This window comes from Mesorhizobium sp. SARCC-RB16n, from assembly GCF_008520305.1.
GTDB lineage: Bacteria > Pseudomonadota > Alphaproteobacteria > Rhizobiales > Rhizobiaceae > Mesorhizobium.
Map to the genome: position 1 here is coordinate 26714 of NZ_ML703302.1, position 23882 is coordinate 50595.

Annotated in this window: 20 protein-coding genes; 12 read left to right on the plus strand and 8 right to left on the minus strand. The window is 60.7% G+C overall.

The features are described from left to right. The first annotated feature begins 217 nt into the window (after positions 1 to 217). From C7I87_RS32745 to C7I87_RS32760, 4 genes are all read left to right on the plus strand, one after another. On the plus strand, positions 218 to 853 hold the full coding sequence (locus C7I87_RS32745) for a cytochrome b (protein WP_246696509.1): 636 nt from the start codon (positions 218 to 220) through the stop codon (positions 851 to 853). Between the two features lie 78 nt (positions 854 to 931). Next, positions 932 to 1261, plus strand: coding sequence for a PepSY domain-containing protein (locus tag C7I87_RS32750; protein WP_149908091.1), 330 nt, complete (start codon positions 932 to 934; stop codon positions 1259 to 1261). Next, positions 1258 to 1923, plus strand: coding sequence for a response regulator transcription factor (locus C7I87_RS32755; RefSeq protein ID WP_149908092.1), 666 nt, complete (start codon positions 1258 to 1260; stop codon positions 1921 to 1923). Before C7I87_RS32750 ends, C7I87_RS32755 begins: the two co-directional genes overlap by 4 nt. Before the next feature lie 203 nt (positions 1924 to 2126). Next, the gene (locus tag C7I87_RS32760) at positions 2127 to 3290 is read left to right on the plus strand and encodes a sensor histidine kinase (protein WP_246696510.1); all 1164 of its coding nucleotides are present in this window, start codon (positions 2127 to 2129) and stop codon (positions 3288 to 3290) included. Here the strand turns inward: C7I87_RS32760 and C7I87_RS32765 are convergent. The 6 genes from C7I87_RS32765 to C7I87_RS32790 form a co-directional block, all read right to left on the minus strand. Continuing rightward, positions 3269 to 4780, minus strand: a complete 1512-nt coding sequence (locus C7I87_RS32765; protein WP_149908094.1) for an RnfABCDGE type electron transport complex subunit D — start codon at positions 4778 to 4780, stop codon at positions 3269 to 3271. The two genes, C7I87_RS32760 and C7I87_RS32765, sit on opposite strands and share 22 nt — an antisense overlap. Beyond that, on the minus strand, positions 4777 to 5493 hold the full coding sequence (locus tag C7I87_RS32770) for an FAD:protein FMN transferase (protein WP_246696511.1): 717 nt from the start codon (positions 5491 to 5493) through the stop codon (positions 4777 to 4779). Before C7I87_RS32770 ends, C7I87_RS32765 begins: the two co-directional genes overlap by 4 nt. A gap of 31 nt (positions 5494 to 5524) precedes the next feature. Beyond that, complete coding sequence (locus tag C7I87_RS32775) at positions 5525 to 6364, minus strand: FMN-binding protein (RefSeq protein ID WP_149908096.1); 840 nt, start codon at positions 6362 to 6364, stop codon at positions 5525 to 5527. Positions 6365 to 6477: 113 nt separating this feature from the next. Further along, the gene (locus C7I87_RS32780; protein WP_149908097.1) at positions 6478 to 6945 is read right to left on the minus strand and encodes a metallophosphoesterase family protein; all 468 of its coding nucleotides are present in this window, start codon (positions 6943 to 6945) and stop codon (positions 6478 to 6480) included. Positions 6946 to 6955: 10 nt separating this feature from the next. Continuing rightward, positions 6956 to 7864 (minus strand): MBL fold metallo-hydrolase, encoded by a 909-nt coding sequence (locus tag C7I87_RS32785; RefSeq protein WP_149908098.1) that lies wholly within the window; start codon positions 7862 to 7864, stop codon positions 6956 to 6958. 484 nt (positions 7865 to 8348) lie between these two features. Further along, positions 8349 to 9809: a calcium-binding protein gene (locus tag C7I87_RS32790; protein ID WP_149908099.1), complete on the minus strand. Its 1461-nt coding sequence runs from the start codon at positions 9807 to 9809 to the stop codon at positions 8349 to 8351. 442 nt (positions 9810 to 10251) lie between these two features. Here C7I87_RS32790 and C7I87_RS32795 point away from each other — a divergent pair, with 442 nt between their 5' ends. Genes C7I87_RS32795 through C7I87_RS32825 form a run of 7 tightly spaced genes read left to right on the plus strand, consistent with a single transcriptional unit; the run spans position 10252 to position 20863 of the window. Further along, the gene (locus C7I87_RS32795) at positions 10252 to 11466 is read left to right on the plus strand and encodes a glycosyltransferase family 4 protein (RefSeq protein WP_149908109.1); all 1215 of its coding nucleotides are present in this window, start codon (positions 10252 to 10254) and stop codon (positions 11464 to 11466) included. 32 nt (positions 11467 to 11498) lie between these two features. Beyond that, a complete protein-coding gene (locus C7I87_RS32800) occupies positions 11499 to 12722 on the plus strand; it encodes a polymerase (RefSeq protein ID WP_246696513.1) in 1224 nt (407 codons plus the stop codon). 1 nt (position 12723) lies between these two features. Next, entirely contained in the window at positions 12724 to 14721 is a 1998-nt protein-coding gene (gene asnB / locus C7I87_RS32805) for an asparagine synthase (glutamine-hydrolyzing) (RefSeq protein ID WP_149908101.1), read from the plus strand. A gap of 1 nt (position 14722) precedes the next feature. Continuing rightward, positions 14723 to 16978 (plus strand): GumC family protein, encoded by a 2256-nt coding sequence (locus tag C7I87_RS32810; RefSeq protein WP_149908102.1) that lies wholly within the window; start codon positions 14723 to 14725, stop codon positions 16976 to 16978. Between the two features lie 19 nt (positions 16979 to 16997). After that, positions 16998 to 17801: a hypothetical protein gene (locus tag C7I87_RS32815; RefSeq protein WP_149908103.1), complete on the plus strand. Its 804-nt coding sequence runs from the start codon at positions 16998 to 17000 to the stop codon at positions 17799 to 17801. Then, on the plus strand, positions 17798 to 19252 hold the full coding sequence (locus C7I87_RS32820) for a lipopolysaccharide biosynthesis protein (RefSeq protein WP_149908104.1): 1455 nt from the start codon (positions 17798 to 17800) through the stop codon (positions 19250 to 19252). The genes C7I87_RS32815 and C7I87_RS32820 overlap by 4 nt, the downstream gene beginning before the upstream one ends. 30 nt (positions 19253 to 19282) lie before the next feature. Continuing rightward, a complete protein-coding gene (locus C7I87_RS32825) occupies positions 19283 to 20863 on the plus strand; it encodes a nucleoside/nucleotide kinase family protein (protein WP_149908105.1) in 1581 nt (526 codons plus the stop codon). Positions 20864 to 21026: 163 nt separating this feature from the next. On the opposite strand, the gene C7I87_RS32830 is transcribed toward C7I87_RS32825, so the two are convergent. Next, positions 21027 to 21551 (minus strand): helix-turn-helix transcriptional regulator, encoded by a 525-nt coding sequence (locus C7I87_RS32830; RefSeq protein ID WP_246696514.1) that lies wholly within the window; start codon positions 21549 to 21551, stop codon positions 21027 to 21029. 536 nt (positions 21552 to 22087) lie between these two features. On the opposite strand from C7I87_RS32830, the gene C7I87_RS32835 reads away from it, so the two are divergent. Beyond that, a complete protein-coding gene (locus C7I87_RS32835) occupies positions 22088 to 23761 on the plus strand; it encodes a sensor histidine kinase (RefSeq protein WP_246696515.1) in 1674 nt (557 codons plus the stop codon). Here the strand turns inward: C7I87_RS32835 and C7I87_RS36285 are convergent. Then, positions 23758 to 23882 (minus strand): LuxR C-terminal-related transcriptional regulator (locus C7I87_RS36285; RefSeq protein WP_246696516.1); only part of this gene is annotated, 125 nt, incomplete at its 5' end. The two genes, C7I87_RS32835 and C7I87_RS36285, sit on opposite strands and share 4 nt — an antisense overlap.

The window sequence follows — 23882 nt, forward strand, 5'->3', positions numbered from 1 at the left end:
AATCAGAAGCTTACAGCAGATCGGGCGAATCCTATTCGCCGCGACATGCTGTAGGGCCGCACGACCCTGGCCTCGCGGCAGCGCCCGGGGCGAGATCCGGGGTCGTTTGTCAGCGTCCTGACAGGTTCGATGATCCACAGTTCGCCGTCATACGAAAGCTGACTATGCGTGATCATCAACGGGAATTGTCGCAGGCAACTGACTATGACCATTGTTCTTGCAAGCACAATTCGTCCTGGTGTCCCCCACCGGACAAAGCTTTGACGAGATCGCTGCCGCCTTAGAAAATGTTCAAAACTGGAATCCTCGGATGAATCCTACCTATGCCAACTCCCAGAAAGCCGTTCACTGGGTCATCTTTCTGCTAGTCATAGGCCTTTATGGCCTGACCTACGTCGTCGATATCTTCCCACGCGGTGATCCCGGTCGCGCGTTCGTCTGGTGGCTTCACATTTCGTTCGGGCTGCTGCTTTTCATGCTGGTTGTCGTGCGCATCGGCCTGCGACTGGCGCTTGGAACGCCGGGTCTGCCGCTGGAAATGTCACAGCTTGAACGGTTGCTGGCCAAGGTTGCGCATCTTCTGCTCTACGCGCTGCTTGTGGCCATACCCGTTCTCGGCATCCTGCTGACCTGGTATCGGGGCGATGCCTTGAGCTTCTTCGGTCTCTTTACCATCCCAGCTCCCGTTTCCGCGGATCGCGCCACGGCCGGTTTCATCAGGGAACTGCATAGCCTTTGCGCCAACCTGATCCTCATCCTTGCCGGATTGCATGCCGTTGCAGCACTTTGGCATCATTATGTCTGGAAGGACGATGTGCTCAAGCGAATGCTGCCCGTGACACGTGGCTCCTGATCGTCGTCCTGCCTACACCGGTTATATGCAAGCAGCGTGGTATTGCTGTGGTTCCGGACTTGGATACATGGTCCCTGGATGAAATCGATATTGAAGTGGCTAGTGATGGTGGGTCTTTGCGGGCTCGTCGTGAGTTGGCCGCTCGCCGCGCGCGCGAACTTCGATGATGACGGCGATCACGATCGGGCGCGCGACCTTTACGAACGTGGCGAAATAAAGGGTCTGTCCGACCTGCTGGGACTGGTTCACGCCGAGGCTCCCGGCGACATCGTGGCCATCGATTTCATCCGGGCGGGGGACAGGTGGGTCTATCGATTCCAGATCGTTTCCGCCGACGGCCGCCGCAGAATTGTGGATGTGGACGCCGGAGCTGGAGTCCTCGTGCGCGGCAGGGGCGGCGACCGATGAAGATACTTCTTGCTGAAGACGAGCCGCGAATCGCGAGCGACATCGCGGCTGTCCTGAAGACGGCTGGGATGGCTGTCGACATCATGCGCGATGGGGAGGCTGCCTGGTTCGCGGGCGACGTCGAGAATTACGACGCGGCGATCCTGGATCTCGGATTGCCGAAGCTCGATGGCCTGGTTGTGCTGAAGCGCTGGCGGGCCAATGCGCGCCGCTTTCCCGTCCTGATCCTGACGGCGAGGGGGCTATGGACGGAGCGCGTCGAAGGCATCAACGCTGGCGCCGACGACTATTTGCCCAAGCCATTTGAAATGGAAGAGCTGCTGGCGCGGTTGCGCGCGATCTTGCGTCGCTCGGCCGGCCAGGCGACACCGGTCTTGAAATCCGGGCCTTTGGTGCTGGATACACGCCAGATGCGTATTTCGCTGCGCGGCGATCCCGTCGCGTTGTCGCCGCTTGAATATCGGCTGATGGCGTTCCTGATGCACCATGCCGGGCGCGTGGTGGCGCCGACCGAACTGGCCGAGCATCTGTACGATTCCGGCAATGATCGCGATCCCAACGCAATCGAGGTCATTGTCGCCCGCCTGCGGCGCAAGCTCGGCAACGACGTGATCGAGACGCGGCGCGGATTCGGATATTACATGCCCGACGGGCCTCCCTGATGGGCAACTCCATCCGCTTCAGGCTCTGGTCGGCGGCAACCATCTCCATCCTGGTTGCTCTTGCCATTGCCGGATTGGGACTTCGGTATCTGTTTGAGAAGAATGTCGAGCGGCGTATCGTCGGTGAACTGACGGTTGATCTCAACGAACTGATCGGCGCGACCAGCTTCGGAAAAGACGGTCGCCTTCTTGTCCAGTCGGATTTGACCGATCCGCGCTTCAACAATCCGCTGTCCGGCCACTACTGGCAGGTGTCGGACGTTGCGAACCAAAGTTTGGTCCGCTCTCGTTCGCTCTGGGACGGAACGCTGGCATTGCCCGTTCGGGGCGGCGGCGGCGAGGTAAGGAAGATCGAGGAGCTGAGAGGTCCCGGAGGCGAACTCACCATTGCCGTCGAGCGCACCATCACCGATGCTGACGGCCGATCCTTTCGCGCCACCGTGGCGGAAGACCACCACAGTGTGGAAGTGTCGGTGGATGAATATGTCCGTGATCTCGTGCCTGCGCTCATCGTGCTGGCCGCAGGCCTCATGGCGGCTTTCTTCATCCAGATCACCGTTGGCCTTGCGCCGCTGGAAAACCTGAGGATCGCAGTTCGAAACGTGATAGCGCAAAGGACGGCGCGCCTTGACGTAGCGGCGCCGAGCGAAGTGCAGCCGCTCGCCGACGAAATCAACCGTCTGCTCGATGCGCAGGAGAAGGCCCTCGCGCGAGCCCGGGGCCGAGCCGCTGACCTGGCACATGGTCTCAAGACACCACTGCAGGTGCTGTCGGCTGACATTCGGGCCTTGCGCAAGAAGGGCGAAACCGAACTCGCCGACGAGATCGAGAAGAGCGCCGGAGCGATCCGCCGCCATGTCGAGCGAGAACTGGCCCGGGCTCGCCTGGCACCCGGCGTTTCCGGCAAGGCATCGTGTCGGGTCAGGGAAGCCGCGGCGGGCGTTGTCGCCGTTATCAAGCGCACGCCGGGGGGCAAGCAGCTCGCATTCGTGATCGACGTGGATAATGATTTCATGGCGCCGGTCGATGAAGGCGATCTGTCGGAGATCCTGGGCAATCTGGTGGAGAATGCTGCTCGCTTCGCAAAATCGTCAGTACAGGTCAGCGCATTTGCGACGGTCGGCGAGGTGAGCATTGCGGTCGCCGATGATGGCCCGGGGATTCCCGATGCGAACCGGGAAACGGCCCTTTCGCGCGGCGTGCAACTGGACAGCAAGGGCGGTAGCAGCGGCCTCGGCCTCGCCATCGTTTCAGATATTGTCGAAGCCTATGGCGGACGCCTGACAATGGCCAATGCCGATCCCGGCCTGGTGGTAACCATCGCCTTGCCCCGGCACGGCGGCACTCACGCAAAGCCGGGGAAATAGTCGACCTTTATCCTGGAGCGACGAACGCCCATGGCGAGCAGCTTCTTGCGCAGCGCCTTGACCATGCCCTGTGGGCCGGAAATATAGAATATCCGCTCCAGATAGTCGGGGACGGCGAGGCGCACGAGACGCGCGTCGATGTGGCCAGGATATTGGCCGCGCTCGGCTCCATTGGCGACGGCGAGCACCGTCCTTACGCCCAGTTCTCTTTTTGCCGTGCCGAGGACGTCGCGATAGGCGATGTCCTGCTGGGTCTCGGCTCCATAGAGAATGACGATAGGGCGCTTTTCGTAGCGGTCGATGAGATATTGCAACATCGAGCGGAATGGCGTGATGCCGATGCCGCCGGCCAGGAACGCGATCTTGGTTTCGGGGTCGGCCGGCAAGGTGAAGTCGCCGCCAAGCTGAGAGGCATGGATCGTACTGCCCGGCTTCATCGCGCCAAGCGCCTGCTTGAAGGCGCTCGATCGCGGATAGAACTTGACGCCAAGTCGTATAGTTTGCTCGGTGGGCGCCGATGCGACCGTGAAATAGCGACGGTTGCCGCGATTGTCCGAACGGTCGAGACCAAGTGTCCATTCAAGATACTGGCCTGCCTCGAAGGCGAGCTTCCTCGGTGAGTTGAAGATGAAGTCGTAGCTGTCGACCGCCGATCGTTCGATGCGTTCGAGCGTCAGCACCAAGCGTCCCTTGGGGCTGACGGCGTATGCAAAGAGATTGCCCGCAAGAAGCGCCAACTCCGGCGTAAAGTAGAACGAACCGACATGGATGTTGGGGGCGAACAGGAAGCCGACGATCGCGGCAAAGGCGATGCGTGGCAAGCGCATCGTCGGCGCTGTCAGCGGCTCTGTCAGCATCACGAAGGCGAAGAACAGCAGCGGCGACGAGCCAAGCGTCTCCGTCAGTGCGGTCGCATATTGCGACGGCTCGGTCGTTGAAAGGGTCGTGGCCAGCGCGACGGCGACGAAGGTGACGACGATATCGACCCGGCGCAGCTTGCGCACGATGAGCAGGCCGCCGCCAAGTACGACGGGAAGCATTGGCAAATTGCCTCCGACCCACCAGGTGGCCGGCTGGTCGAGAAGCAACGCTGTCAGCGCAACGCCCAGTGCCGCTGGATTGAACAAGTGCTTCCTGCCGATGGCGAGAATGAACTTGGACGAGATCGCCCAGACGCAAGCGAACACAACCGCGCCGATCCCGTTGAGGTCGGTGGCTGCCACCGGATCGAGGATAAGCGCCAGGATGAGGGTGGTGATGTAGACGGACTCGCTGTTGGCCGGAACCTTGAAGACAGCCGCGAAAACCTTGTTGGTGATCCAGCAGGCGGCCAGCATCAATCCTGTCGTGAAGGCCAGCGCGACCGGATCATGCGGCACGAGCTTGAAGAAACCGAGCACAAGGGCCGCAACCAGCAAGGCGATCAAGTAGTAGAGGACCAGCCGGTACATGGTCTGATGGTCGAGAAACCGGTCGATGGCCTTGATCATGATTGGCAAAAGGCTCCGAAGCCGCTTGTCGGTGTGGCACGGCCGTTGCTGTCGACGACGTAACCCTCGAGGCCCGGCGTCTGTTCGAGAAAAAGAATGCCATCTCGGCCCATGGCGAAGGCGGCGGTGGCGAAACGGTCGGCCTCGAACACATCCGATCCGATGACGGTCAAGCTGAGGATCTCGGTGATCGGGCCGTCCATCCCATGCGGATTGTAGATGTGCTGTCCGCGTATATAGGTGCCTGACGTCGCGACGCCGTGCCCGCGCGGGTAGACGATCTTGATGATCTCGTCGGCATTGAAGGGATTGCGGATGCCGACGCTCCAGTCGAGGCCCGAAGCATTCCTGCCGCAGGACTGGATGTCGCCGCCCGCCTCGATGAAGAAATCGCCAACACCGGCCCTGCCAACGATCTCTGCGGCATTGCGGATGGCCCAGCCCTTGACGATGCCCGACGGGTCCAGCGAACCGTCGGGCTTGCGGATATCGAAAAATCCATCCGTCTGGCTTTTGGTGCGTTCGGCAAGAGCCATCACTTCCATCATCTCGCCGCTCCAATCGCGGACCGGAAGGTCACCACGGTTGATGGCCGAAATCTCGCTGTCGGTTCTGTAGGTGCTGAAACGCCGGTCGATGTGCCCGAAATAGTCGAAGACCGCGTCGACAAGCTCGGCACCCGAGGCGCCGGCGATATCGACGGTGATGGGCATGCCCATCAATATCCTGGTCTCGCGCACAGACCTAGGACGATGCTTGCTTCAATGCGCCGGCGAGCGACTGCCTGAAGGCCCTGCTGGTCAATGTTGCGCCCGAAATGATGTCGACATTGGCGCTCTGCGCGCTGATTGCTTCGTCACGCAGCATGGGCAAAGCCTGCCGGTTGATGTTGACCGAGGTGCGGCGGTCATTCGGGTATTTCAGCACTTTCAGGGATGTGAGACGGCCGCCTTGGATGGAGGCCTGGATCTGGATGAGTCCGTAATAGGCATCGGCGACAGGACCGGCATATGTGCCATCGGCAAAACCGTGGCCGACCGTCTTCATGCCTGAATTCACGGATGGCTTCATGCCCGCCTTGATGATGCGGACAGTTGGTTGCGGATAATCCGGCCTCGGCTGGGGAATGGGTATGTAGACCGCAGGGGTTGCGGCGAACGTTGCAGTCTGCGGCGTGGCATCGGCGACGCGCTCAGCCGGCATCTGCTTCGCCGGTGGGGCAGGCGCCACGGAAGCCTGCGGTCGGCCGACTGCAAGCGGCGACTTTTCGGCTACTGTCGGTTCTGCGACGGCCGATAGCTTCGAAATGGGCGCAGCGATCGCAGCCGTGGTTTCGATGCCAACCTTGGCCGGTGGCGTCGCCCAAGGTTCTACCTGTCTGATCGCCAGTGGGGGCGTGGCAGGCGCCGCAATCACAGCGGCCGGTGCAGGCGCCGGGCCGACCAGCTGTTGCACAGTTTCCACGGCGGTATTGGCAGGGCCTGCCGTGTCAATTGCATCGCCGCTGGGGACCTTGCCCGCCTGTTCCCAGACATAGGCGCCCGAGGAAGCGATCACGAAAAGCGATAAGGCAATCTTTTTCATCAGTGTCTGCATTTCCGCGTTGAAGCCAGCGAGCGTGAAGCCGCCGCAGGCTTATCCCAAACGCAATATGCCACGACGAAGCTGACAACTGGCTGTCAGCGTGCGCGAATTGATCAGCCGATTGCCAAGCTCTGCATCGACGGCTGCATGCTGTCTCGAGTAATGTCGACCGTCGCAAGGGTGACGGGCAGCTTAAACCGTCGCGGGCCGGCGCTGCCCGGATTCAAATAAAGCACGCCATCCACTGTCTCCATCCTCGGCACATGCGTGTGACCGGACACGATCAAATCGATGCCCTGGACAACGGGGCTGATCTGCAGCGTCTTGAGATCATGAAGCACATGGATTGCTCGCCCGGCGAGGCGTACGAGCTCGGTTTCTGCGTATTCCACTGCCCACCAACCGGTGTCCACGTTTCCTCTGATTGCGGTAACCGGGGCGATACAACGAAGCGCTGTGATGATCTCGGGGCGGCCGATGTCTCCTCCATGAATGATGTGGTCGACCCCGGCCAGGCGACGCACCACCTCCGGCCTCAGCAAGCCGTGCGTGTCCGAGATGATGCCAATCCTGAATGTCATGGCTCTGCCATCAGACGGTAAGGGTCGTGAAATCCGTTGCGATAAGGCTGTTCGTAAACCTCCGGACGGCTTCCGCGAGAATTTCTTCGTCGGGGTAGCGGCCGGAGATATGCGTAAGGACGAGCTGTTTTACATCGCTGGTCGCTGCCAGCGATGCCGCCTCCGCAGCCGTTAGATGTCCGTAGTCGCGCGCCATCGCCGCATCTCGTTCCAGGAATGTGGCTTCGATGACCAGCAGGTCGGCGCCGCTCACCTTGTCGGCCAATCCATCGGTGGTTTCGGTGTCGCCTACAATGACCAGCTTCTTGCCAGCTTCGGGTGGTCCGAGGACGGCTTCGGGAGCAATCGTTCTGCCGTCGGGGAGAGAGATTGAGCGGCCTTCGGCCAAGTCCTTCCGGATCGGACCGTCTGGCACACGGAGAGCTACCAAGCGGTCCGGACGGAGGTGACGACGCGCCGGTGTCTCGAACACGAAGCCGTAGCTGTCGGTGTCGCGATGGCGGACTTGAAAGCAGTCGACCGTGAACTCATCCACCTCGAACACGCGTTCGGGGACAAGCGGCACGAGTTGCAGCGGGATCGGCGCGCGTCCCTCACCCCACAGGCCAGCGAGCATGCGGGCGACGACGTCGAGAGTATCTGCGCTGCCATGAATGGTAACAAGGTCATCGCTCTGCCGGAGCCGAAGCGTCGAGAACAAGCCTGGAATCCCGAGCACATGGTCGAAATGCGCGTGCGTGAGGAGCAGGCGATCAAGTCGCCTGAATCCGGCGCCGCTGCGCAGAAGCTGACGCTGGGTGCCTTCCCCGCAATCGATCAGCACCCGCTGACCGCCGGCTTCAACGAGCAGCGCCGGGTGATTGCGCTCAGCCGAGGGCACGCTGGCCGAGGTGCCGAGGAAGATAAGCCTGAAGGTCATGCGAGCAGTCTACCTCGCGGGCAACGAGACCTCAAAGCGGGCGAAGGAGCGGTCCTGGATAGACTTCGCGTAACCGGCTTGGCGCAACAGTTGTCGGCGAACTTGCTGGCCGAGAACGCCTGTGGGGTTTACCGGATCAATGCGTCGGCTTCCACGCCTGTTGTACGATGTGGCCGAAGACCGCTACGGCCTTTTCCCAACGAGCGCTGACACCATACGGTGACGCTTGAAAATCGACAGCGACGGCGACTTGTGCACGGCGCCCGCAAACTGCACCATTCATGTATTTGGCATCAGCGCTTGCGCGGACGCATGATCAGCAGCCAACTGCGCTCGTCGCTCACGATTAGGCGGCTGCGGGCAAGTGTCGAACCCGAGCGTTGCGCCTGCCGATGATCCGTGCCGTATGCGTTCGTAACACCGCAATGCTCGAGAAACGCTCGGTCGGATCCATCCCAAGAGCCAAGCGTTTCGCCGAAAGGGCTCAGGTCACAACGAATGAAGATGCCGTGAGAGAGAGGTGCGGAGAAAGGACGGCGAACTGTATCTGATGTGCGCCGCCGGCGCCGTCGTTGTCGAAAGACAGCGCTCCGGTCGAACTGTTGTAGATGATGTGTTGGCTGCTGGTGTGCGCAGCCGAGCCAATGTGGAATGCCTCCGTTGGCAGAGCACCTGGCTGGAGTCCCTTGAACACGGTGTGATCGATCTGGATCTTGTCTTCGGTGACCCTGAAGTCCGTGATCTTGTCGACATTGCCGGTGCCGAGCGCGGTGTTGAAAACGAAGACGTCCTTGCCTCCAAAACCAGTCAGCGTGTCGGCGCCGCCGCCACCGTGGATGACGTTGGCGCCGGCATTGCCCTGGATGGTCTGGGCGAATTCGTTGCCCGTCAGGTTGATTGGTGTGGTGCCGGATCGGTTTGCGGTAGCGAGAAACTCGATCTCCGAGCCAGGCAAGAGAGCATAGCTCACCGAGGCAAGCACCTTGTCCGTGCCGCCGCCGATCGCCTCCATCACCCTGTCGCCGGCATTGTTGACGTAGTAGGTGTCGTTGCCGGCGCCGCCGATCAGCGTGTCGGCGCCGGTGGTTCCCTGAAGAACGTCCGCGCCGTGGGTGCCATAGAAAGTACCGCCACTGGTTGGGGGCGGAGGACTAGACGGGGGCGGAGGTGGCGGGCTGGGTGGCGGTGTGGTGGAACCCTGGAGATTGTGCTGAAGGAAAAAGGCTTGCAGTGTCGGATCGCTTCCAAGCGCGGTGTCGCCTTGCTGCGAACCCCAGGCATACGCATAGTCGAAGGCGGGAGACGGGTCCAGCGAGGCCCAGTGGTCCATCATGGTCTGTTCCTGGGACGCGGTGGGCATCACATATTGGCCGCCAGTGTCGGTGGTGTAGCTGCCGCCTCCAAACGTTTGATAGACGGGAACGATCTGGCTGACCGGGATGCCCGACGCCACTGCCGCGGTCACGGCTCTGTCGATCATGTTGTAGTCGATCGTGGTTGTACCTGTGCGCACCGGGTAGGGATCCAGTCCGTAGTAGTCGATATGCGTGTTGGCGGGATTGTAGGTGTTGGTAAAGTCCGGGTTCGCGGAAGACCCCATATTCATCATGGTGATAAAGGTCTTGGCGCCAGGCAGATGGGAGTGGATCCAGTCGGATTCCGCCATCAGATTCGCGGCGGAAGCATAGGTCCCCCACTTGCCGGTGGGATCCGGCTCGTCGACGAGGAAGAATCCGTAGAGATTCGGGTTGCCAATGAATGGGGTGACCTTCTGGATAAAGGAGGATGATGTCCCATTGACCTCATCCAGCCAGACGAGCCCCTTCATGCCAGCCGGCAGGGCGTTGAGCTGAGCAACGGATTGAACATCAACCAGATTGAATCCGGCCGCTGCAATGTTGGTGCCCAGTCCGCCTGACCCTGATGTGTAGTGGAGCGTTGTCATCCGATTTCCCTCGTCTGATTCGCCCAAGCCCTGTGTCTGCCTACGTGAAGGCCATGTTAGCGACAAGTAAAATACCGCTATCGCCTGGTCAGAATAGGTGATCAGGCGCAGGGTCGCGGCGGGAAGTCGTGCGGCTGGAGCGAGCCTTTGGGGTGGCGATCCGTCCCTGCCACGGCGGTTCCGTCGTTCCTGGAATGCGATACAAATTCGGCGCGCTGTCGGTGGCTGATCCGATGCGTAGCCGCCGAAACAGTTCCGGCGCTTCGCCGCGTTGTCGGAACGCACTCTGCTTCATTCAAACGGACGAGGACAGTGGGCAAGCATGCCCCTAGCGTGGGTTGGGTGTTATTCGGACGGAAGCGATCAGACCGGCCATGAGAGCAAATCCAGACGCCAGCCACTTCGTGCGATCGAGGCACCGCGCGCACTCGGGAGAGGCAGGATGAGCCCGCACCTGGTTTGCGTGGGGGGCGTGGATCACCCCTTGAGAATCCCGTTCCTGACGGCGTTGCGCGAAAGAGGATTTCGGGTCACAGCGCTGTCCAGTGACGATGGCTCCGCCTTTTTACCGCATGGCATTCCCCATCGCCGATTTGGGTTCGATCGCTTTACCAGTGGCCGTGGCGGATGGAGCGCTCTGCGCTCGGTCCGCAGGTTGATTTCCGAGCTGCGGCCGGACATCGTCCAAAGTTTCGACACCAAGCCCAACGTCCTGACGCCGCTGGCGATGCGTGGACAGGTGCCGGTTGTCCGCACGATCAATGGCCTTGGCTGGACCTTCTCCTCGCGGGAGCCGCGGGCTCTGGCTTTGCGTCCAGTCCTTTGCGGCTTGCAGGGGCTTGCGTCCTTCTGGACAGCCGTAACCGTCTTCCAGAACCGGGATGACCAGGCTTTCTTCGATCGCTATCGGCTGGTCGGACGGGAGAAGGGACGGCTGATCGCCGGTTCCGGAATCGATGCGGATGCGTTCGCGGTGGCGAGGCATAGCGGTCCCTCGCCGGCGACGATGCGCGAGGAGCTTGGACTCCAGTTCGCCGAGGTCATCATCTTTGTCGGTCGATTGACCCGCCAGAAGGGGATACCGACCCTGCTGGAGGCGATCCCCCGCATCCTCTCCGAAAGGCCTAATGCACGGTTCGTTCTTGTCGGCCCGCGTGAATCCGAGGGTCAGTTCGCCGTCGACAAAGCAGAGATCGACCGCTACGCTCCTTATGTGATCAGCCTTGGACCGAGGCGGGATATTCCGGCCCTCCTTGCCATGGCTGATCTGTTCGCCTTCCCCACGCAGTATCGTGAAGGTGTCCCGCGCGTCCTGCTGGAAGCCGGATTGGCCGGACTGCCAATCGTGGCCTCAAGGATGCCCGGTTGCAATGACGTGGTCGAAGACGGGTGGAACGGCTACCTCGTCGCACCGCGTGATGCAAACGGCCTTGCATCCAGGATAATCGACGTCCTGTCCGATCGCGCCCGCGCAAAAATGATGGGCGCCCGTTCCGTCGAATCTGTCCGCGAGCGGTTTGGGCTTTCGGGCGTCGTCGACCAGTATTGCGACCTGTACCAGGATGTCCTCGCTGGCAGAACCCACGGCAACTCGGCGCCCGCGATCTCGACGGCAAAGGGGGCGGGAAACCCGCAATTGGGCGAGGCGCGACAATGATACGCAACGCGCTCCTGGCATGCGGTGTCGCAATGTCCTATGCGACGCAACTCGACATACCGAGGTTGCCGTTTGGATATGGCGAACTGTTCCTCGTGCTTTGGATCATGCTGTCGATCGGTCGGATCCTCGCCGGAGGTCGTCTGGAAGCGACGCCGGCCCTGGCCAAGCTCGCTGGCTTCTGGTTGATCCTGACGTTTACCCTGGGAGTGGGTACCATCGTTGGTTTTCTGACAACGGTGCTGTACCTGGATCCGCTCTTGCATGACACGATAGCCTACCTGCTGTTGGTCTGCGTCACCTGTCTCGTAGCCGCAGAGCCCGACGCTGGCGTCCATCTGCGTCGCAGTGCCTGGTGGATAATCGCCATCGCAAATGCCTGCTTCGTCATTCAGATAGGGGTTGGCTGGGGTTGGATTCACCAATCCGGCGTCGATCCCTGGTATTGGGACCGCTTCCGTGGCTGGTCCGAGAATCCAAACCAACTCGCGCTCTATTGCGCACTCTTTGGTCCGCTGGCCTTGCACCTAGCGACGACCACCAGCAGTCCATGGGGCAGGTTGCTTGGACTAAGCTGCCTTGTCCTGACCTTCTATGTCGGCAGGCTGACAAAGAGCGATACCTATCTTTACACAAGCATCCTGACCTGCCTGATATTTGTTGCGCTGCGTGTCGGGACTTGGCTTGCTGCCGGCGGCGGCAATACCAGCCTTTTACGGCAGGTTGCACTCCTGCTGATGGTCGGATTCCTTCCGCTGGCGATGTCGTTGACCCCTTATGCCTTCGCGGAGGTCAGCAGCGTCGAAAGTTTCGCCAAGAGCCTTACCAAGGACAAAGGCGGGGAGGCGACCGAGGAAACCGCCGCGCTGCGCCTTTTTCTCTGGGATGAAGCGTTGGGCAAGGGAGGGGAATCGGGGTCGCTGGGCCTTGGCCCAGGCCCGCACCTTGAACGGCCGCCCATCGTCGACAAGCAGTTTCTGCCGCGGCCTTTCGAGGCCCACAGCACGGTCATCGATCTCTATACGCAAGGGGGCTTGATCGCGGTCCTGGCCCTCGTGTGGATCGTCGGCTCGGCCACCTTATCCGCATGGCGCGCAAAGTCCGACGCCCTTTTGGCGCTGCTTGCGTCGACGGTCGTCTTCGGCATTCCGCACCTGATCATCCGCCATCCGATTGTATGGTTTGTGCTGACCATGGCCCTCGTGGCCGGAACTCCGCAGACGATCCCGGCGACCGTTCGCCGCTGGGGGAATTAGCATGTGCGGGATTGCTGGAATTCTTCTTGCACCCAATGCAGCCGACGCGAAGCTACTCAGGGCGATAGGGCAAATGACCACAGCCCTTCGTCATCGGGGGCCGGATGGCGAGGGGTTCTGGATGAGCCGCGAGGCCGGTGTTGCCTTCGGTCACCGGCGTCTGGCTATCGTCGACTTGTCGGAGGCAGGTCGCCAGCCAATGCAGTCGGCAAGTGGGCGCTATGTCATCACCTTTAACGGCGAGATATACAATTTCCGGGATTTGCGCCGCGAACTGGAAGGTGCGGGCAACTGTTTCCGCGGCACCAGCGACACCGAAATCATGCTGTGTGCGATCGAGACCTGGGGGCTCGACGCCGCGCTCGCTCGCTTTGCCGGCATGTTTGCGTTTGGGCTGTGGGATCTGAAGACACGGGTCCTTCATCTCGCCCGTGACCGAATGGGCAAAAAGCCCCTCTATGTCGCCTCGACAGGCGAAGCGCTTATCTTCGCCTCGGAGTTGAAGGCGATCGAGTGTTTTCCCGGTTTCTCTCCCGAACTCGATCTCGATGCGGCGGCAACGATGCTTGCGAAGGGATGGGTGCCGGACAACCGATGCATCTGGCGCGACGTATTCAAGTTGCTGCCGGGTTCGGTTCTATCCGTGACGGCCGCGGATTTTGCAAACGCCCGCAACGGCGCCTCCCTCACGCATCACATCCGACGCTGGTGGTCGTTGACCGAGGTCGCGGCGAAGGAACGGCGGGAACAGATCGCCGGCAGCGATGAAGAATTGACGACCGAGCTCGAAAACCTGCTTGGCCTTGCGGTGCGCCAACGGATGGTCGCCGACGTGCCGCTCGGTGCCTTCCTGTCGGGCGGAATAGACAGCTCAACCATTGTTGCCCTGATGCAGGCGCAGTCCTCCCAGCCCGTGCGCACTTTCACCATTGCCTTCGGTGAGGGCGGATTCGACGAGGCGCCTCATGCCGCAGCGGTTGCGCGGCATTTGGGCACCGATCATACGGAGCTTCACCTCTCGCCGGCCGCCGCGCGCGACGTCATTCCAGAGTTGCCGCGGATCTGGGACGAGCCATTCGCCGACGAATCCCAGATACCGACGCTGCTGGTGTCGCGGCTCGCCCGCCAGCATGTCACGGTGGCTCTCTCGGGAGACGGCGGTGACGAGTGTTTCGCTGGGTACTCCCGGCACTTCCTGGCAGCCCGCCTGAGAAAGCAACAGCAGCTTCCATCACCACTTCGCCGGATGTTGGCCGCGGGGGCCGGGCTGCTGGCCCAGAACCCGCTGCACGATCTCATCGACAGCTTGCCGCTTTCGGCAAGTGTGCGGCACACGTTGCGAAGCGACCGGTTGACTCGCCTCGCCAACCTGCTCGAGGCGGCAAATGAGGACGATCTGCTTCAGCGGTTGATGGCATCTTCGACCGAGAACCTGGTTCGTCGCCAGCTGCCGCCGTCGATTTCCAGCGCGCCGCAGCTCGGCGACCTGTTGTCCCGTCTCTTGTTCGACGACATGACCGGCTATATGCCTGGCGACATATTGGTGAAGCTCGATCGTGCCAGCATGGCCAATAGTCTCGAAGGTCGATGCCCGATTCTCGACCATCGCGTGGTTGAATTCTCCTGGCGCTTGCCGACCAACGCCAAGGTCCGAAATGGCAAGGGCAAGTGGATCCTTCGCCAACTGCTGGGTCGCTACGTACCGCGGCGACTGACTGATCGGCCAAAGCAAGGCTTCGATGTTCCGATTGGAGCCTGGCTCAAGGGGCCTCTGCGCGAATGGGCGTCAGATCTTGTTGCCGGTGCACGCCGTTCGGGCGACGGAATTCTCGACTTGGCAAAGGTCGATGCCTGCTGGCGTGATCACATCGATGGAAGACAGGACCGCGCTCGCGATCTGTGGCCGGTGCTGATGTTCCAGGCGTGGCGCGACGAGGCCATGCGGCCGGGCGCGCCCGAAGCAAGCCTGTCTCGAGATTACGCGTTGCTGGGTGATTGAAATGGTCAACCAAATTCAATTTCTGCGGCCGAAGCAAACGTCGGTGCCGACGCACGAATCCAGTGCGCGGCTGCGGCGTGTGCCTTTCGAAAAAACAGAGAACTCAACGCCCTTCCAGCAAGTCGCGGTCACTGTCTGGGGGAAAAAGTGGCTCGTCCTCGGAATGGCCATTCTGGGTGGTATCCTGACCGGATTTGCCGGGATGGCGCGCTCGCCCCTTTATGAGGCCAGCACGCAGATGATCGTCGACCTGCCTGGCAACGGTGCGTCCACCGGCACGGCGAATGCACCGCAGGATATGCTGGCCGCAATTGTCGACGGCCATCTGACGGTGCTTTCGTCCGAAGCGCATCTGAGGAACGTGCTCGCCGTTCTGCGCAAAGCGGACGAGGAGCAGGGGCCGGCACACTCGGCCTCGGCCGAGACCGAACCAGGCTCTATACACAGCGCAGTTCTTGCAATGGTGCAGAAGGCGCGGGCTCAGTTGAGCAGCCTCTTGTGGGGGGGCTGGTTCGGCCCGCAGGCTCCCGCTGCAACGCCACAAGCGGCGGAGGCCGTTATGCTTAAGGCATTGAAAGATCAACTGAGGGTCGGTCAGGAACTGCGTTCCAGAATTATCAGCATCGGATTCACCGATCGCGATCCGGCACGCGCCGCGCAGGTTGCCAACACCGTCGCCACTGTCTACGTCGACAACACGGCGCAGCAAAATCGCGCCTCGGACCAGCGCGATCTCGCCTCGATTGTCTCTCGCCTGTCCGAGATGCAGGGCGAACTGGCGCGCGCCACGGATCAGTTGCAAACCTATCGTTTGACCAATGGTGCTCCCGATCGTGGAAGTGCCGATGACAACGGCCGGGAGATCGTTGCACTCGGGCAGCAGATATCCTTGGTCAAAGCCAATCTCGCCGCGGTCGAGGCGCGGCTCGAACGCGTCCGGGACCTTCGCAAGACCGACGCCACCGCTACGGAGCTGGCGGATGCGATCGGGTCGCCAGTATCGATCGACCCTCTGGCGGGCGCGGCGGACGACACTGGCGTCGTCCCGGCGACTGAGAGCGTCCCGGACCACCTGGCAATCGCGCGCGAGATCGAACGGCAGATCGCTCGCCTGGATGTCGAACGGCACGTCTATCAGGCACAGGTAGCATCGCTTGAGGAGCGGAGCGGAGCGCTCAAGGCTGCCGCTGCCGACGCCGTCAGCCGCCTTTCAGGCCTGCGCGCGCTCGAATTGCAGGCCGATGTCGTCTCTCAACGCTACAACGACTTGCTGACGCGGCAACAGGACTTGCTGCAGCGGGTCGGGACCCCGAGGTCGGACGTCGCTATCCTGTCCGCGGCGTGGCCGCCTGCGCGTCCGGTGACGTTATCTCCGATTTTTCTGGTTCCTCCGGGGGCAATCGTATTCGGCCTCGCCGCTGCCGTTCTCGTGCTCGTTCGCCGGCGCTTCGATCGAACTTTGCACAGTGCGGCCGAGGCCGAGGCCGCACTGGGGATTCCGTGCGTCAGTCTTCTTCCAAGGATAGTTCGGCCGCGCGCAAGACGACTCTGCGGTGTGCTGTTGGGTCAACACAAGGCTCCCTACACGCGTGCCGTCGGGTCGCTGCTGATTTCCCTGGCCAATGCGAGATTGCGCTTGCCAGGGATAATTCTGGTCATGGCCAGCGACAGTGGCGAAGACAAGACATCGCTTGCATGGAGCCTTGCGTTGACTGCCGCGCGGCTCGGAGAGCGCGTACTTTTCCTCGATTTCGATCAGCAGGGAGCACGGATGACGCGTGAGTTTCGGAGTGAGTTCAGCACATCCAAGACCAAATGCACGGTTGCCGATTTCCTTATCGGCAACCGGCCACTGCCCGACACGGTTGAAGACATGCCGGAGATTCGGCTCAGTTTCATGCCTGCGCCGCCGAATTCGCACGATGTCCTCCACCTCGTATCGACGGCGGACGCAGTGAAGATCATGGACAGGTTAAGAGAGAAGTACAGCGTCGTGATCATAGACGGACCGTCAGGGCTGGCGGGCCCGGAAACCAGATACCTGGCCAGTTGGGCGGACGTCGTCCTTTTGGCCGTGCGCTGGGGCGAGACGCCGCGGAACATCGCTCGCAATGTCTTGGAATTCATCGGCGTCGAGGAGAACCTGCCTTGGAATCCGCCCCCTTCCACCGCCAGCGTTCTAACGCAGGTTAATCTGAAGCAACACGCCAGATACCGGTTCGGGGACGGTGGCGACGTTTTGGTCGCCGGCCGCTGACTCCAGGATTTGAATTGGCATGATCATTGAATTCTTCGGACCACCCGCATCCGGTAAAACAACCCTTGCGCATGCGCTCGCCAGCCGCTTGCGCGACAGAGGATACGTGGCCACGGTCATTCTCTGCTATCAGCCTCGCAGTAGGGGTGGGAGTTGGAGTTTTTTCGGGGTATTTTCAATAATTTCCAGAATTTCGTCAGCGGTATTTTCAATAGTATCGGTGTTATTTTCAGAGAATTGGGCCAAATTAGAGTTAAGAACAGCTGGTTGTCTGGTAAATATTATGCCGCCTAAAAGTATTATATGGCGTATTAGGATGTGGCAGTACATGGTTCGTTTGTCGAGTTGCTGGGAGCAGGCGCGGAAATCGACAGACATAACGATATTTGATCAGGGCTTCGTTCAGGCGGTCGGGTCTCTGGCGATGTTTAACGGCGCGGCAGATGACGAGTCGATCGCACAGGCGCTTCATTTCGCGCCTCAGGCCGATCTCGTGGTTCGGGTGGCCGTGCCGCGCGATGACGTGGAAGCGCGACTGCACGCAAGGATGATGTCCGAACCAGCGGCAGAGCGCCTCTTTGAAGTGGATGTCGCAGGCAACATGAACTCCTTTCAAGTATTCGACAACATTGGTGATGTCCTCTCGAGGGCGCACCGAAGCATCGTGTCGGTTCAACCAGTTGATCCTCAATCGACCTTCCGTGGCCTGTGTCGGGTGGAAGAGGAAATCCTAGCGCGGCTATCCCCGATCGCGGTTCCCGTCATCAAAAAGCGGCGAAGCGAATTGCCTATCAGGCGCAGGCACAGAAAGAACGAGGTATGAACGACCGCTCCGAAGGAGATCCGCTTCAGTATCAAGCAGCCGACGCGGTCGCCGACATCTTGCCGCTGTCTGTCGTCGCCGGGGGCACCGCCTCCATTGCGGTGCCTGCTCGGCGTCACGACGTTGGCCGACGCCTCGTTCATGCAAGCATCTTCGCCCTTCTGGTCTATATTGGGGGTGCCGGGCTGACCAGCATGGCACAACTCGGCATCGCGCGCCTGGTCGGCGCCACAAGCTACGGCATCTATTCCTACTCTCTGGCTTGGAGCACGGTTCTCGCCTCGCTCTCGATGCTCGGCTTCAATATTTCGCTTCTTCGCTTCGTGCCGGCATACAAGGCTGCCGGGCGTTTGGACCTGGCTCGCGGGGTAATCACATCAGCGTTGTGGTGGTCGCTGTCGGCGGCGACGCTTGCGGGGTTGACCGGAGCCGCGCTCATCGTCTTTCTGCCTTCGAACCACCTTCACCAGGAGCTTCAGACGACAATGCTCCTCGGTATGGCGGCCGTGCCGCTGATCACGGCCTATGCCCTTGGCGCTACCCTGGTTCGTGCCTTTGGAGGCGTGGTGTCGGCTCTTTTGCCCGAGCGCGTTGCGCGCGACGGACTTCTGTTGGCTCTATTGGGTGGCGCGGCGTTTTCGGGCTGGTGGACCCTGGATGCACCGTTGGCGATGATGGCAATCGTTGCAAGCTCAGCCGTCACGGTCGGGCTCGTGTTCGTCACAGCAATGAAACTATGGCCGGCCGGCCTGCGAGACACTCAGGCGACCTACACTGGGCGCCAATGGTGGTCGGCGGTGCCCCCGACCATGCTTGTCACCGGGCTCGACGTATTCATCAGCCGCACTGGGGTCGTGCTTCTGGGCTGGACCGGTCAGGTCCGCGAGGCCGGTATTTTTGCCCTGGGCCTGAACGTGGCACTGCTCGTGGGTCTTTCCAGCGTCGCTGTCAGCACGATGTTCTCGCCAACAGCGGCGGATCTTCATGCCCGCAAGGATCACGAAGCGTTGCAACGGCTGTTTTCGCGCGCTGCCGTTCTAAGTTCCGGTGGGGCGCTGGCGATCGCTGTTCCATTGCTGCTGGTCACCGAACCGCTCTTGCGCTGGTTCGGTGAGGATTTTGCGGCGGGAGCACTGATCGCGCGGATCCTCATCATGGGTTACGTCTGCACCGCGCTCTGTGGGCCCCAGCTCAATCTTCTGACGATGACCGGACACGAATGGGCCGCTGCAACGACGATGGTTGCTGGCGCCATGGCCAACATCGTGGCCTGTGCGATCGGCATGGAATTGGACGGAACGATCGGAGCGGCCGCGGGCGTTGTGCTCGCTTTGGTCGTCTGGAACTCGGCGATGGCATTCTATATCCGCAAACGATTGAACATCCTGCCCGGTCTGATCTTTGCTGCCTTGGCCGTCAGGTCGGGACAAGTCACAGTTCGGTGGAGATAGCAGCATGTCCCTCCGCTGGAGGTTGGCGCCATGACATTCGCCCGTTATCAGGCCAGCGGGTTTCCGCCGTCGAAGTCCAATTCTCAGGCCGCCTCCGCGCCCGCCATCGCAGGCGACCCCAACGTCGTGCGGGAATCCCAAGTCCTGGATGTTCTGCTCACTGCGCTTGACGCCTTGCGGCAAAGCAACGTCGAATGCTGTTATTGGAAGAGCAGCCGGCGCTTGCAGGCAGTCTTGCTGGGCGAGTCGGACCTCGACCTGCTTGTTGCAAGGTCCGACCAGCATCTGGCCGCTCAGGTGCTACTTGCCTGTGGCTTCAAGCGCTTCGACTCCGTGCCTTGCCGCAGCCATCCCGCGATACAGAGCTTTCTTGGCTATGACGAGCCCAGTGGTCGCATCGTCCACCTCCACATTCACTTTCGCCTGGTCGTCGGCGAGCGCCTCCTGAGAAACTATCAACTCCCCTGGGAACAGCTTATTCTGGCCTCGACAATCCCACATCCAACCCTGCCCATTCGGGTATTGGACCCGACAAGCGAAGCACTTCTGCTGTTGGTGCGAGCCAGTCTCGAATTCCGGCGCCGAGATCCCATAGCACTTCGCGACTGGCGGGCGACGCAGGAGAAATTCGAACTCGACCGATTGCATCTGGCGCCGCACGTTGATTCCCGCGGTCTTCGTGATCTGGCGGCAAAACTGGTGAAAGACGATCTGGCGGAAGCGATTGCCGGTGCGATGTCCGGGCCTCAGCCCCTCGCAACCCAGCATCGCCTTCACAGACATGTCCGCAAGGACCTGGCGGTGTATCGAACCTACAACACCACCGAGGTCGCCCTGCGCCGCATCAGCCGAGTGATCCTCTGGACCGTCGGGAGCCTGAACAAACGGTTCTTCCAAGTACCCCGACCCTGGGGCCGACATGCCCCCGGCGGTGGTATCGTCGTGGCCGTGGTTGGCATCGATGGGAGTGGCAAGACAACCTTGGTCACAGCGATCCGCCAATGGCTTGGGTCGGAGGTCGACGTGCTCCCCATCTATTTCGGTACAGGTGGCGGCAAGCCATCGCTGCTGTTGCTGCCGTTCAAGTTGCTGGTACCGCTGGCCACCTTGGCGCTTGGAACCAAGCCGGCGGGCAGCTCGCACGGCACGGTCTCGGGCCGCGCACCAGGGCCTTTCTACAGCATTCTTCTTGCCATCTGGGCAACTGTCGTCGCTTGGGAGAAGCTGATGAAGCTGGTGGCCGCGCGACGTGGCGCGGATCGAGGAATGGTTGTCATCGCCGACCGGTTCCCCCAGGACGAGATCGGAGACTTCAACGATGCTCCGCTGCTGCCCCGATTGGCCAAAGTCCCGACCTGGCTTCGGCGTTTTGAGGCCGACGCCTATGCGTTTGCTCGCCGTCTGCCGCCGGATCTCGTGATCAAATTGCAGACGAGCTCCGAAGTCATCATGTCGCGCGAGCCGGACATGGATCCCCTGGTCGTTCAAAAGCGGGTGCCGGCCCTGCAGCGACTGACCTTTCGAGCTGCAACCGTGGTGAGTGTAGATGCCGGCCAACCACTGGTCGACGTTATCCGCGCGGCCAAGGCCGCGATCTGGCGGATGCTTTGAGCTGGATATGTGAAATCACGATTGAGAGGAACGTCTCATGATCAGAGGCGGTCTTTCGCCTGCCGCGACAGCGCCATAAGGATCGCCTGGGATCATGCATATCCGGAGCATGATCCAGGCGATTCGACCAGATTAATCGGCCTCGGCCCCTAGAGCGCAGCCCTCACGGCAAGACCGAAATGCGCCCCAGAAGGGCTACCAGTTCCGCCTGGCGCTTCGTCTCGGTCTTGGCGAACAGGGAGGCAAGCTGGGAGCGGATCGTCGTGCGGCTGAGGCGCCAGCTGCGGGCGATATCCAGGGGCGCATCGCCTTGAGCCAGGCGCAACGCGAGATGCGTTTCCGCACTCGTCAGGCCGAACATCCTCTGCAGGGTCCCGGGATTTGCCGCCGATCTGTTCTTGCGATCGAGCAATGCGACGATACACGTTCCGTCAGGTGCGAGGAGGCCCGTTTCATTCAGGATCACCGGCCTGTCGTCCCTGCTGCAGATCACTACCCAAGAGAGCGACCCCGGCAGGAAATGGGCCGGAACATTCGCAACCAGCCGCCTTAGCGCAGCCGAAAGTTCGCTGGCCATATTGGCCGCTTCGCCCGGGCGCTCAAGCGTGTTTTGGGCGGCCGCGTTCCACTCGATCACTCTTTTTTCGCGGTTCAGTACCAGATAGCCACAGCCGATGCGGTCAAGCATGCCGGTGACGGATTCCCAACCGCGCCGCGTCGACCCGTCAACCCGAGCGTTTGGCCGATCCGAAGTATTTGAAGATTGCGTTGTGTGTGCCTGTTGGGAATATCCATTCCTCAGCACAATATATTGTCCGCCCGCAAACGTATCGTTGCGCCTGTCAATCACGTTCATTTTTCGACCCCAACCTAGTTGCCCAACCTAATCGTCTTCGGCGAGGAGTAAGCCCTCAAAATTACTCCTAGTTTCCCAAGATTCATTGATGCGGATTATTCACCTGTCTTGAATTTCGAAACGACTGTACCTATTTGCGGCGGGTTTAGAGCCGCCGCATTCGATGAGACATGTATTTCTGATAAGTCCAACCAACCTGATTCTATTCGCCGGCAAAGGCCTGGCAATCCGGCAGTGGTACTAGGTTGCCCATTTGCGTCTAGTCTCGACGATCTAGTCAGAAGGTTGTAGCCTGGAGCATGGGGTCGTATTTGCGCTGGTTGAATTCCTACGTGTCAGGCACACCGTTAGCCCATGTGGCTTCCATAGTGGTGCTGACAGTTTCGGTGCTATTCGAAACAACAAATTCAGTACATATTGGCCAAGGTGGGGACTTTATTGCATGTATTCCTGCCATTATCATCATTGTATACCTTGAGGGCCGCGCGGCCGCGATAGCCGCGACGCTTGCGATGGCGGTTGCCGGCCTATGGGCGCGAAGCGTCTTGAACGCGCACATCTCATCTGAAGACTGGACGCGCGTCATCCTCCTCCTGGTCTCGGGTGGCGTAATCGCCTCGGTGTTTCACCGCCTGCGACAAGACTTGCGTGAGGCGCTCGAGGTCGCAGAGCAAAGGCTCGCTGCCGTCGAGGCGACCGAGAGCCGCTACCGTTGGGCCTTCGAGCGTGCTGCGATGGGTTTCGCAAACACCAACAAGAAGGGCGAGGTGTTGCAATCCAACAGGCGTCTTTGTGAGATGACAGGCTACAAGGAACGGGAGCTTGCCCAATTGCCGCTCAAGGCACTCGTTCACCCGGACGATCAAGATTCCGTGCAGCAGCTATTGGAAGGTCTCGAGAATGACGCGACTTCGTTTGGATCGGAGGTCCGGCTGCTAAGAAAGGACGGCGCGGCGCTCTGGGTTCGGCTGACCTTGTCGTCGTCCCGGCCCGACGGAGTTCTCTCGGAGAGCGTGTTCGTGGTGGTCGACGACATTTCGGAGCGAAGAACGGCGCGCGAGGCGCTTCGGGCTCAGAAGGAATGGCTTGATCTAGTCCTGTCTGCCGGACGCCTGGGTACATGGCGAATCGATGTCAAGGACGGGACAGTCACAGGCTCGGGTAAGTTCTGGGATATTCTCGGCCTGTCGTCGGCTCCAATGCGCCCTTTGGAAGAGCTTTCGACCGTGGTCCATCCGGCAGATTGGCCAAAGCTGGAAGCCTCGATAAGGCCCTCATCAGTGTTGAATTACGACACTGAAATTCGTGTCCGGCGGGCAGACGGTCATATACGCTGGGTCGCCCTGCGCGGGCGTCAGGAAAAACATGGCGACCGTCTGTTGCGTGTCGGCGTGGCCGCTGACCTGACCGAGCGTCGACAGACCACGCTTCTGCGAGCCGCGGCAAAGAAACGCGAGCGCATCATGCTCGAACAACGCCATCGGTTCAGCAACCTGTTCTCCGTGATCACGGCGCTGGTGAAGATGATCAATGTTCCCGAGAACAATGTTGCAAAATACAAAGATATGCTGATCGATCGGATTCGAGCGCTGGAAGCGACGCATTTGCTCCTTTCACGCCACACCAACTCATCGGGGATGCTCCATGATCTTGTTGCCCGGGAGTTGAAACCCTTTGTGGAGACGCGGAACATAACAATCGCTGGCCCTTCCGTGATGTTGCCGGCCGGCGCCGCGGAGAGCCTTGCCATGGTTCTTCACGAGCTGACCACCAATTCCGTGAAATATGGTGCGCTGGGGGATTCACACGGGCGGATTGAAGTAAAGTGGGAATTCGCATCCGGCGACGCGACTGAGGATGTCGCGTTCGATTGGGTGGAATCGGGGAGGCGGATGACCCCAAGCGTCGTGCGTCACGGTTTCGGTTCCATGATAATCGGCCTGGACGGTACGCCGCTCGTCGGGCATTCACCAAAACTGGAAATCACGGACCACGGACTGCGATATTCGCTGCGGCTATCGCGAAAGGAAATCGAATTCTAACCCACGTTTTTCGCGTGCCAGGTTTGCAGCAACACGGCCGCTTCGGTTCGGTTTCGCACCCCAAGCTCGCGCAAGACGGCCGCAGCGTGGATCTTCGTCGTCGCTTCGGCAATGTCCAAAT

What these genes read in the sequence shown, in the direction of transcription:
- asnB (WP_149908101.1), top strand. Translation starts at nt 12,724, where the DNA reads ATGTGCGGGATTGCTGGAATTCTTCTTGCACCCAATGCAGCCGACGCG.
- C7I87_RS32770 (WP_246696511.1), bottom strand. Translation starts at nt 5,493, where the DNA reads ATGCCCATCACCGTCGATATCGCCGGCGCCTCGGGTGCCGAGCTTGTC.
- C7I87_RS32785 (WP_149908098.1), bottom strand. Translation starts at nt 7,864, where the DNA reads ATGACCTTCAGGCTTATCTTCCTCGGCACCTCGGCCAGCGTGCCCTCG.
- C7I87_RS32775 (WP_149908096.1), bottom strand. Translation starts at nt 6,364, where the DNA reads ATGAAAAAGATTGCCTTATCGCTTTTCGTGATCGCTTCCTCGGGCGCC.
- C7I87_RS32790 (WP_149908099.1), bottom strand. Translation starts at nt 9,809, where the DNA reads ATGACAACGCTCCACTACACATCAGGGTCAGGCGGACTGGGCACCAAC.
- C7I87_RS32820 (WP_149908104.1), top strand. Translation starts at nt 17,798, where the DNA reads ATGAACGACCGCTCCGAAGGAGATCCGCTTCAGTATCAAGCAGCCGAC.
- C7I87_RS32780 (WP_149908097.1), bottom strand. Translation starts at nt 6,945, where the DNA reads ATGACATTCAGGATTGGCATCATCTCGGACACGCACGGCTTGCTGAGG.
- C7I87_RS32765 (WP_149908094.1), bottom strand. Translation starts at nt 4,780, where the DNA reads ATGATCAAGGCCATCGACCGGTTTCTCGACCATCAGACCATGTACCGG.
- C7I87_RS32815 (WP_149908103.1), top strand. Translation starts at nt 16,998, where the DNA reads ATGATCATTGAATTCTTCGGACCACCCGCATCCGGTAAAACAACCCTT.
- C7I87_RS32800 (WP_246696513.1), top strand. Translation starts at nt 11,499, where the DNA reads ATGTCCTATGCGACGCAACTCGACATACCGAGGTTGCCGTTTGGATAT.
- C7I87_RS32810 (WP_149908102.1), top strand. Translation starts at nt 14,723, where the DNA reads ATGGTCAACCAAATTCAATTTCTGCGGCCGAAGCAAACGTCGGTGCCG.
- C7I87_RS32795 (WP_149908109.1), top strand. Translation starts at nt 10,252, where the DNA reads ATGAGCCCGCACCTGGTTTGCGTGGGGGGCGTGGATCACCCCTTGAGA.
- C7I87_RS32830 (WP_246696514.1), bottom strand. Translation starts at nt 21,551, where the DNA reads ATGCTTGACCGCATCGGCTGTGGCTATCTGGTACTGAACCGCGAAAAA.
- C7I87_RS32755 (WP_149908092.1), top strand. Translation starts at nt 1,258, where the DNA reads ATGAAGATACTTCTTGCTGAAGACGAGCCGCGAATCGCGAGCGACATC.
- C7I87_RS32825 (WP_149908105.1), top strand. Translation starts at nt 19,283, where the DNA reads ATGACATTCGCCCGTTATCAGGCCAGCGGGTTTCCGCCGTCGAAGTCC.
- C7I87_RS32750 (WP_149908091.1), top strand. Translation starts at nt 932, where the DNA reads ATGAAATCGATATTGAAGTGGCTAGTGATGGTGGGTCTTTGCGGGCTC.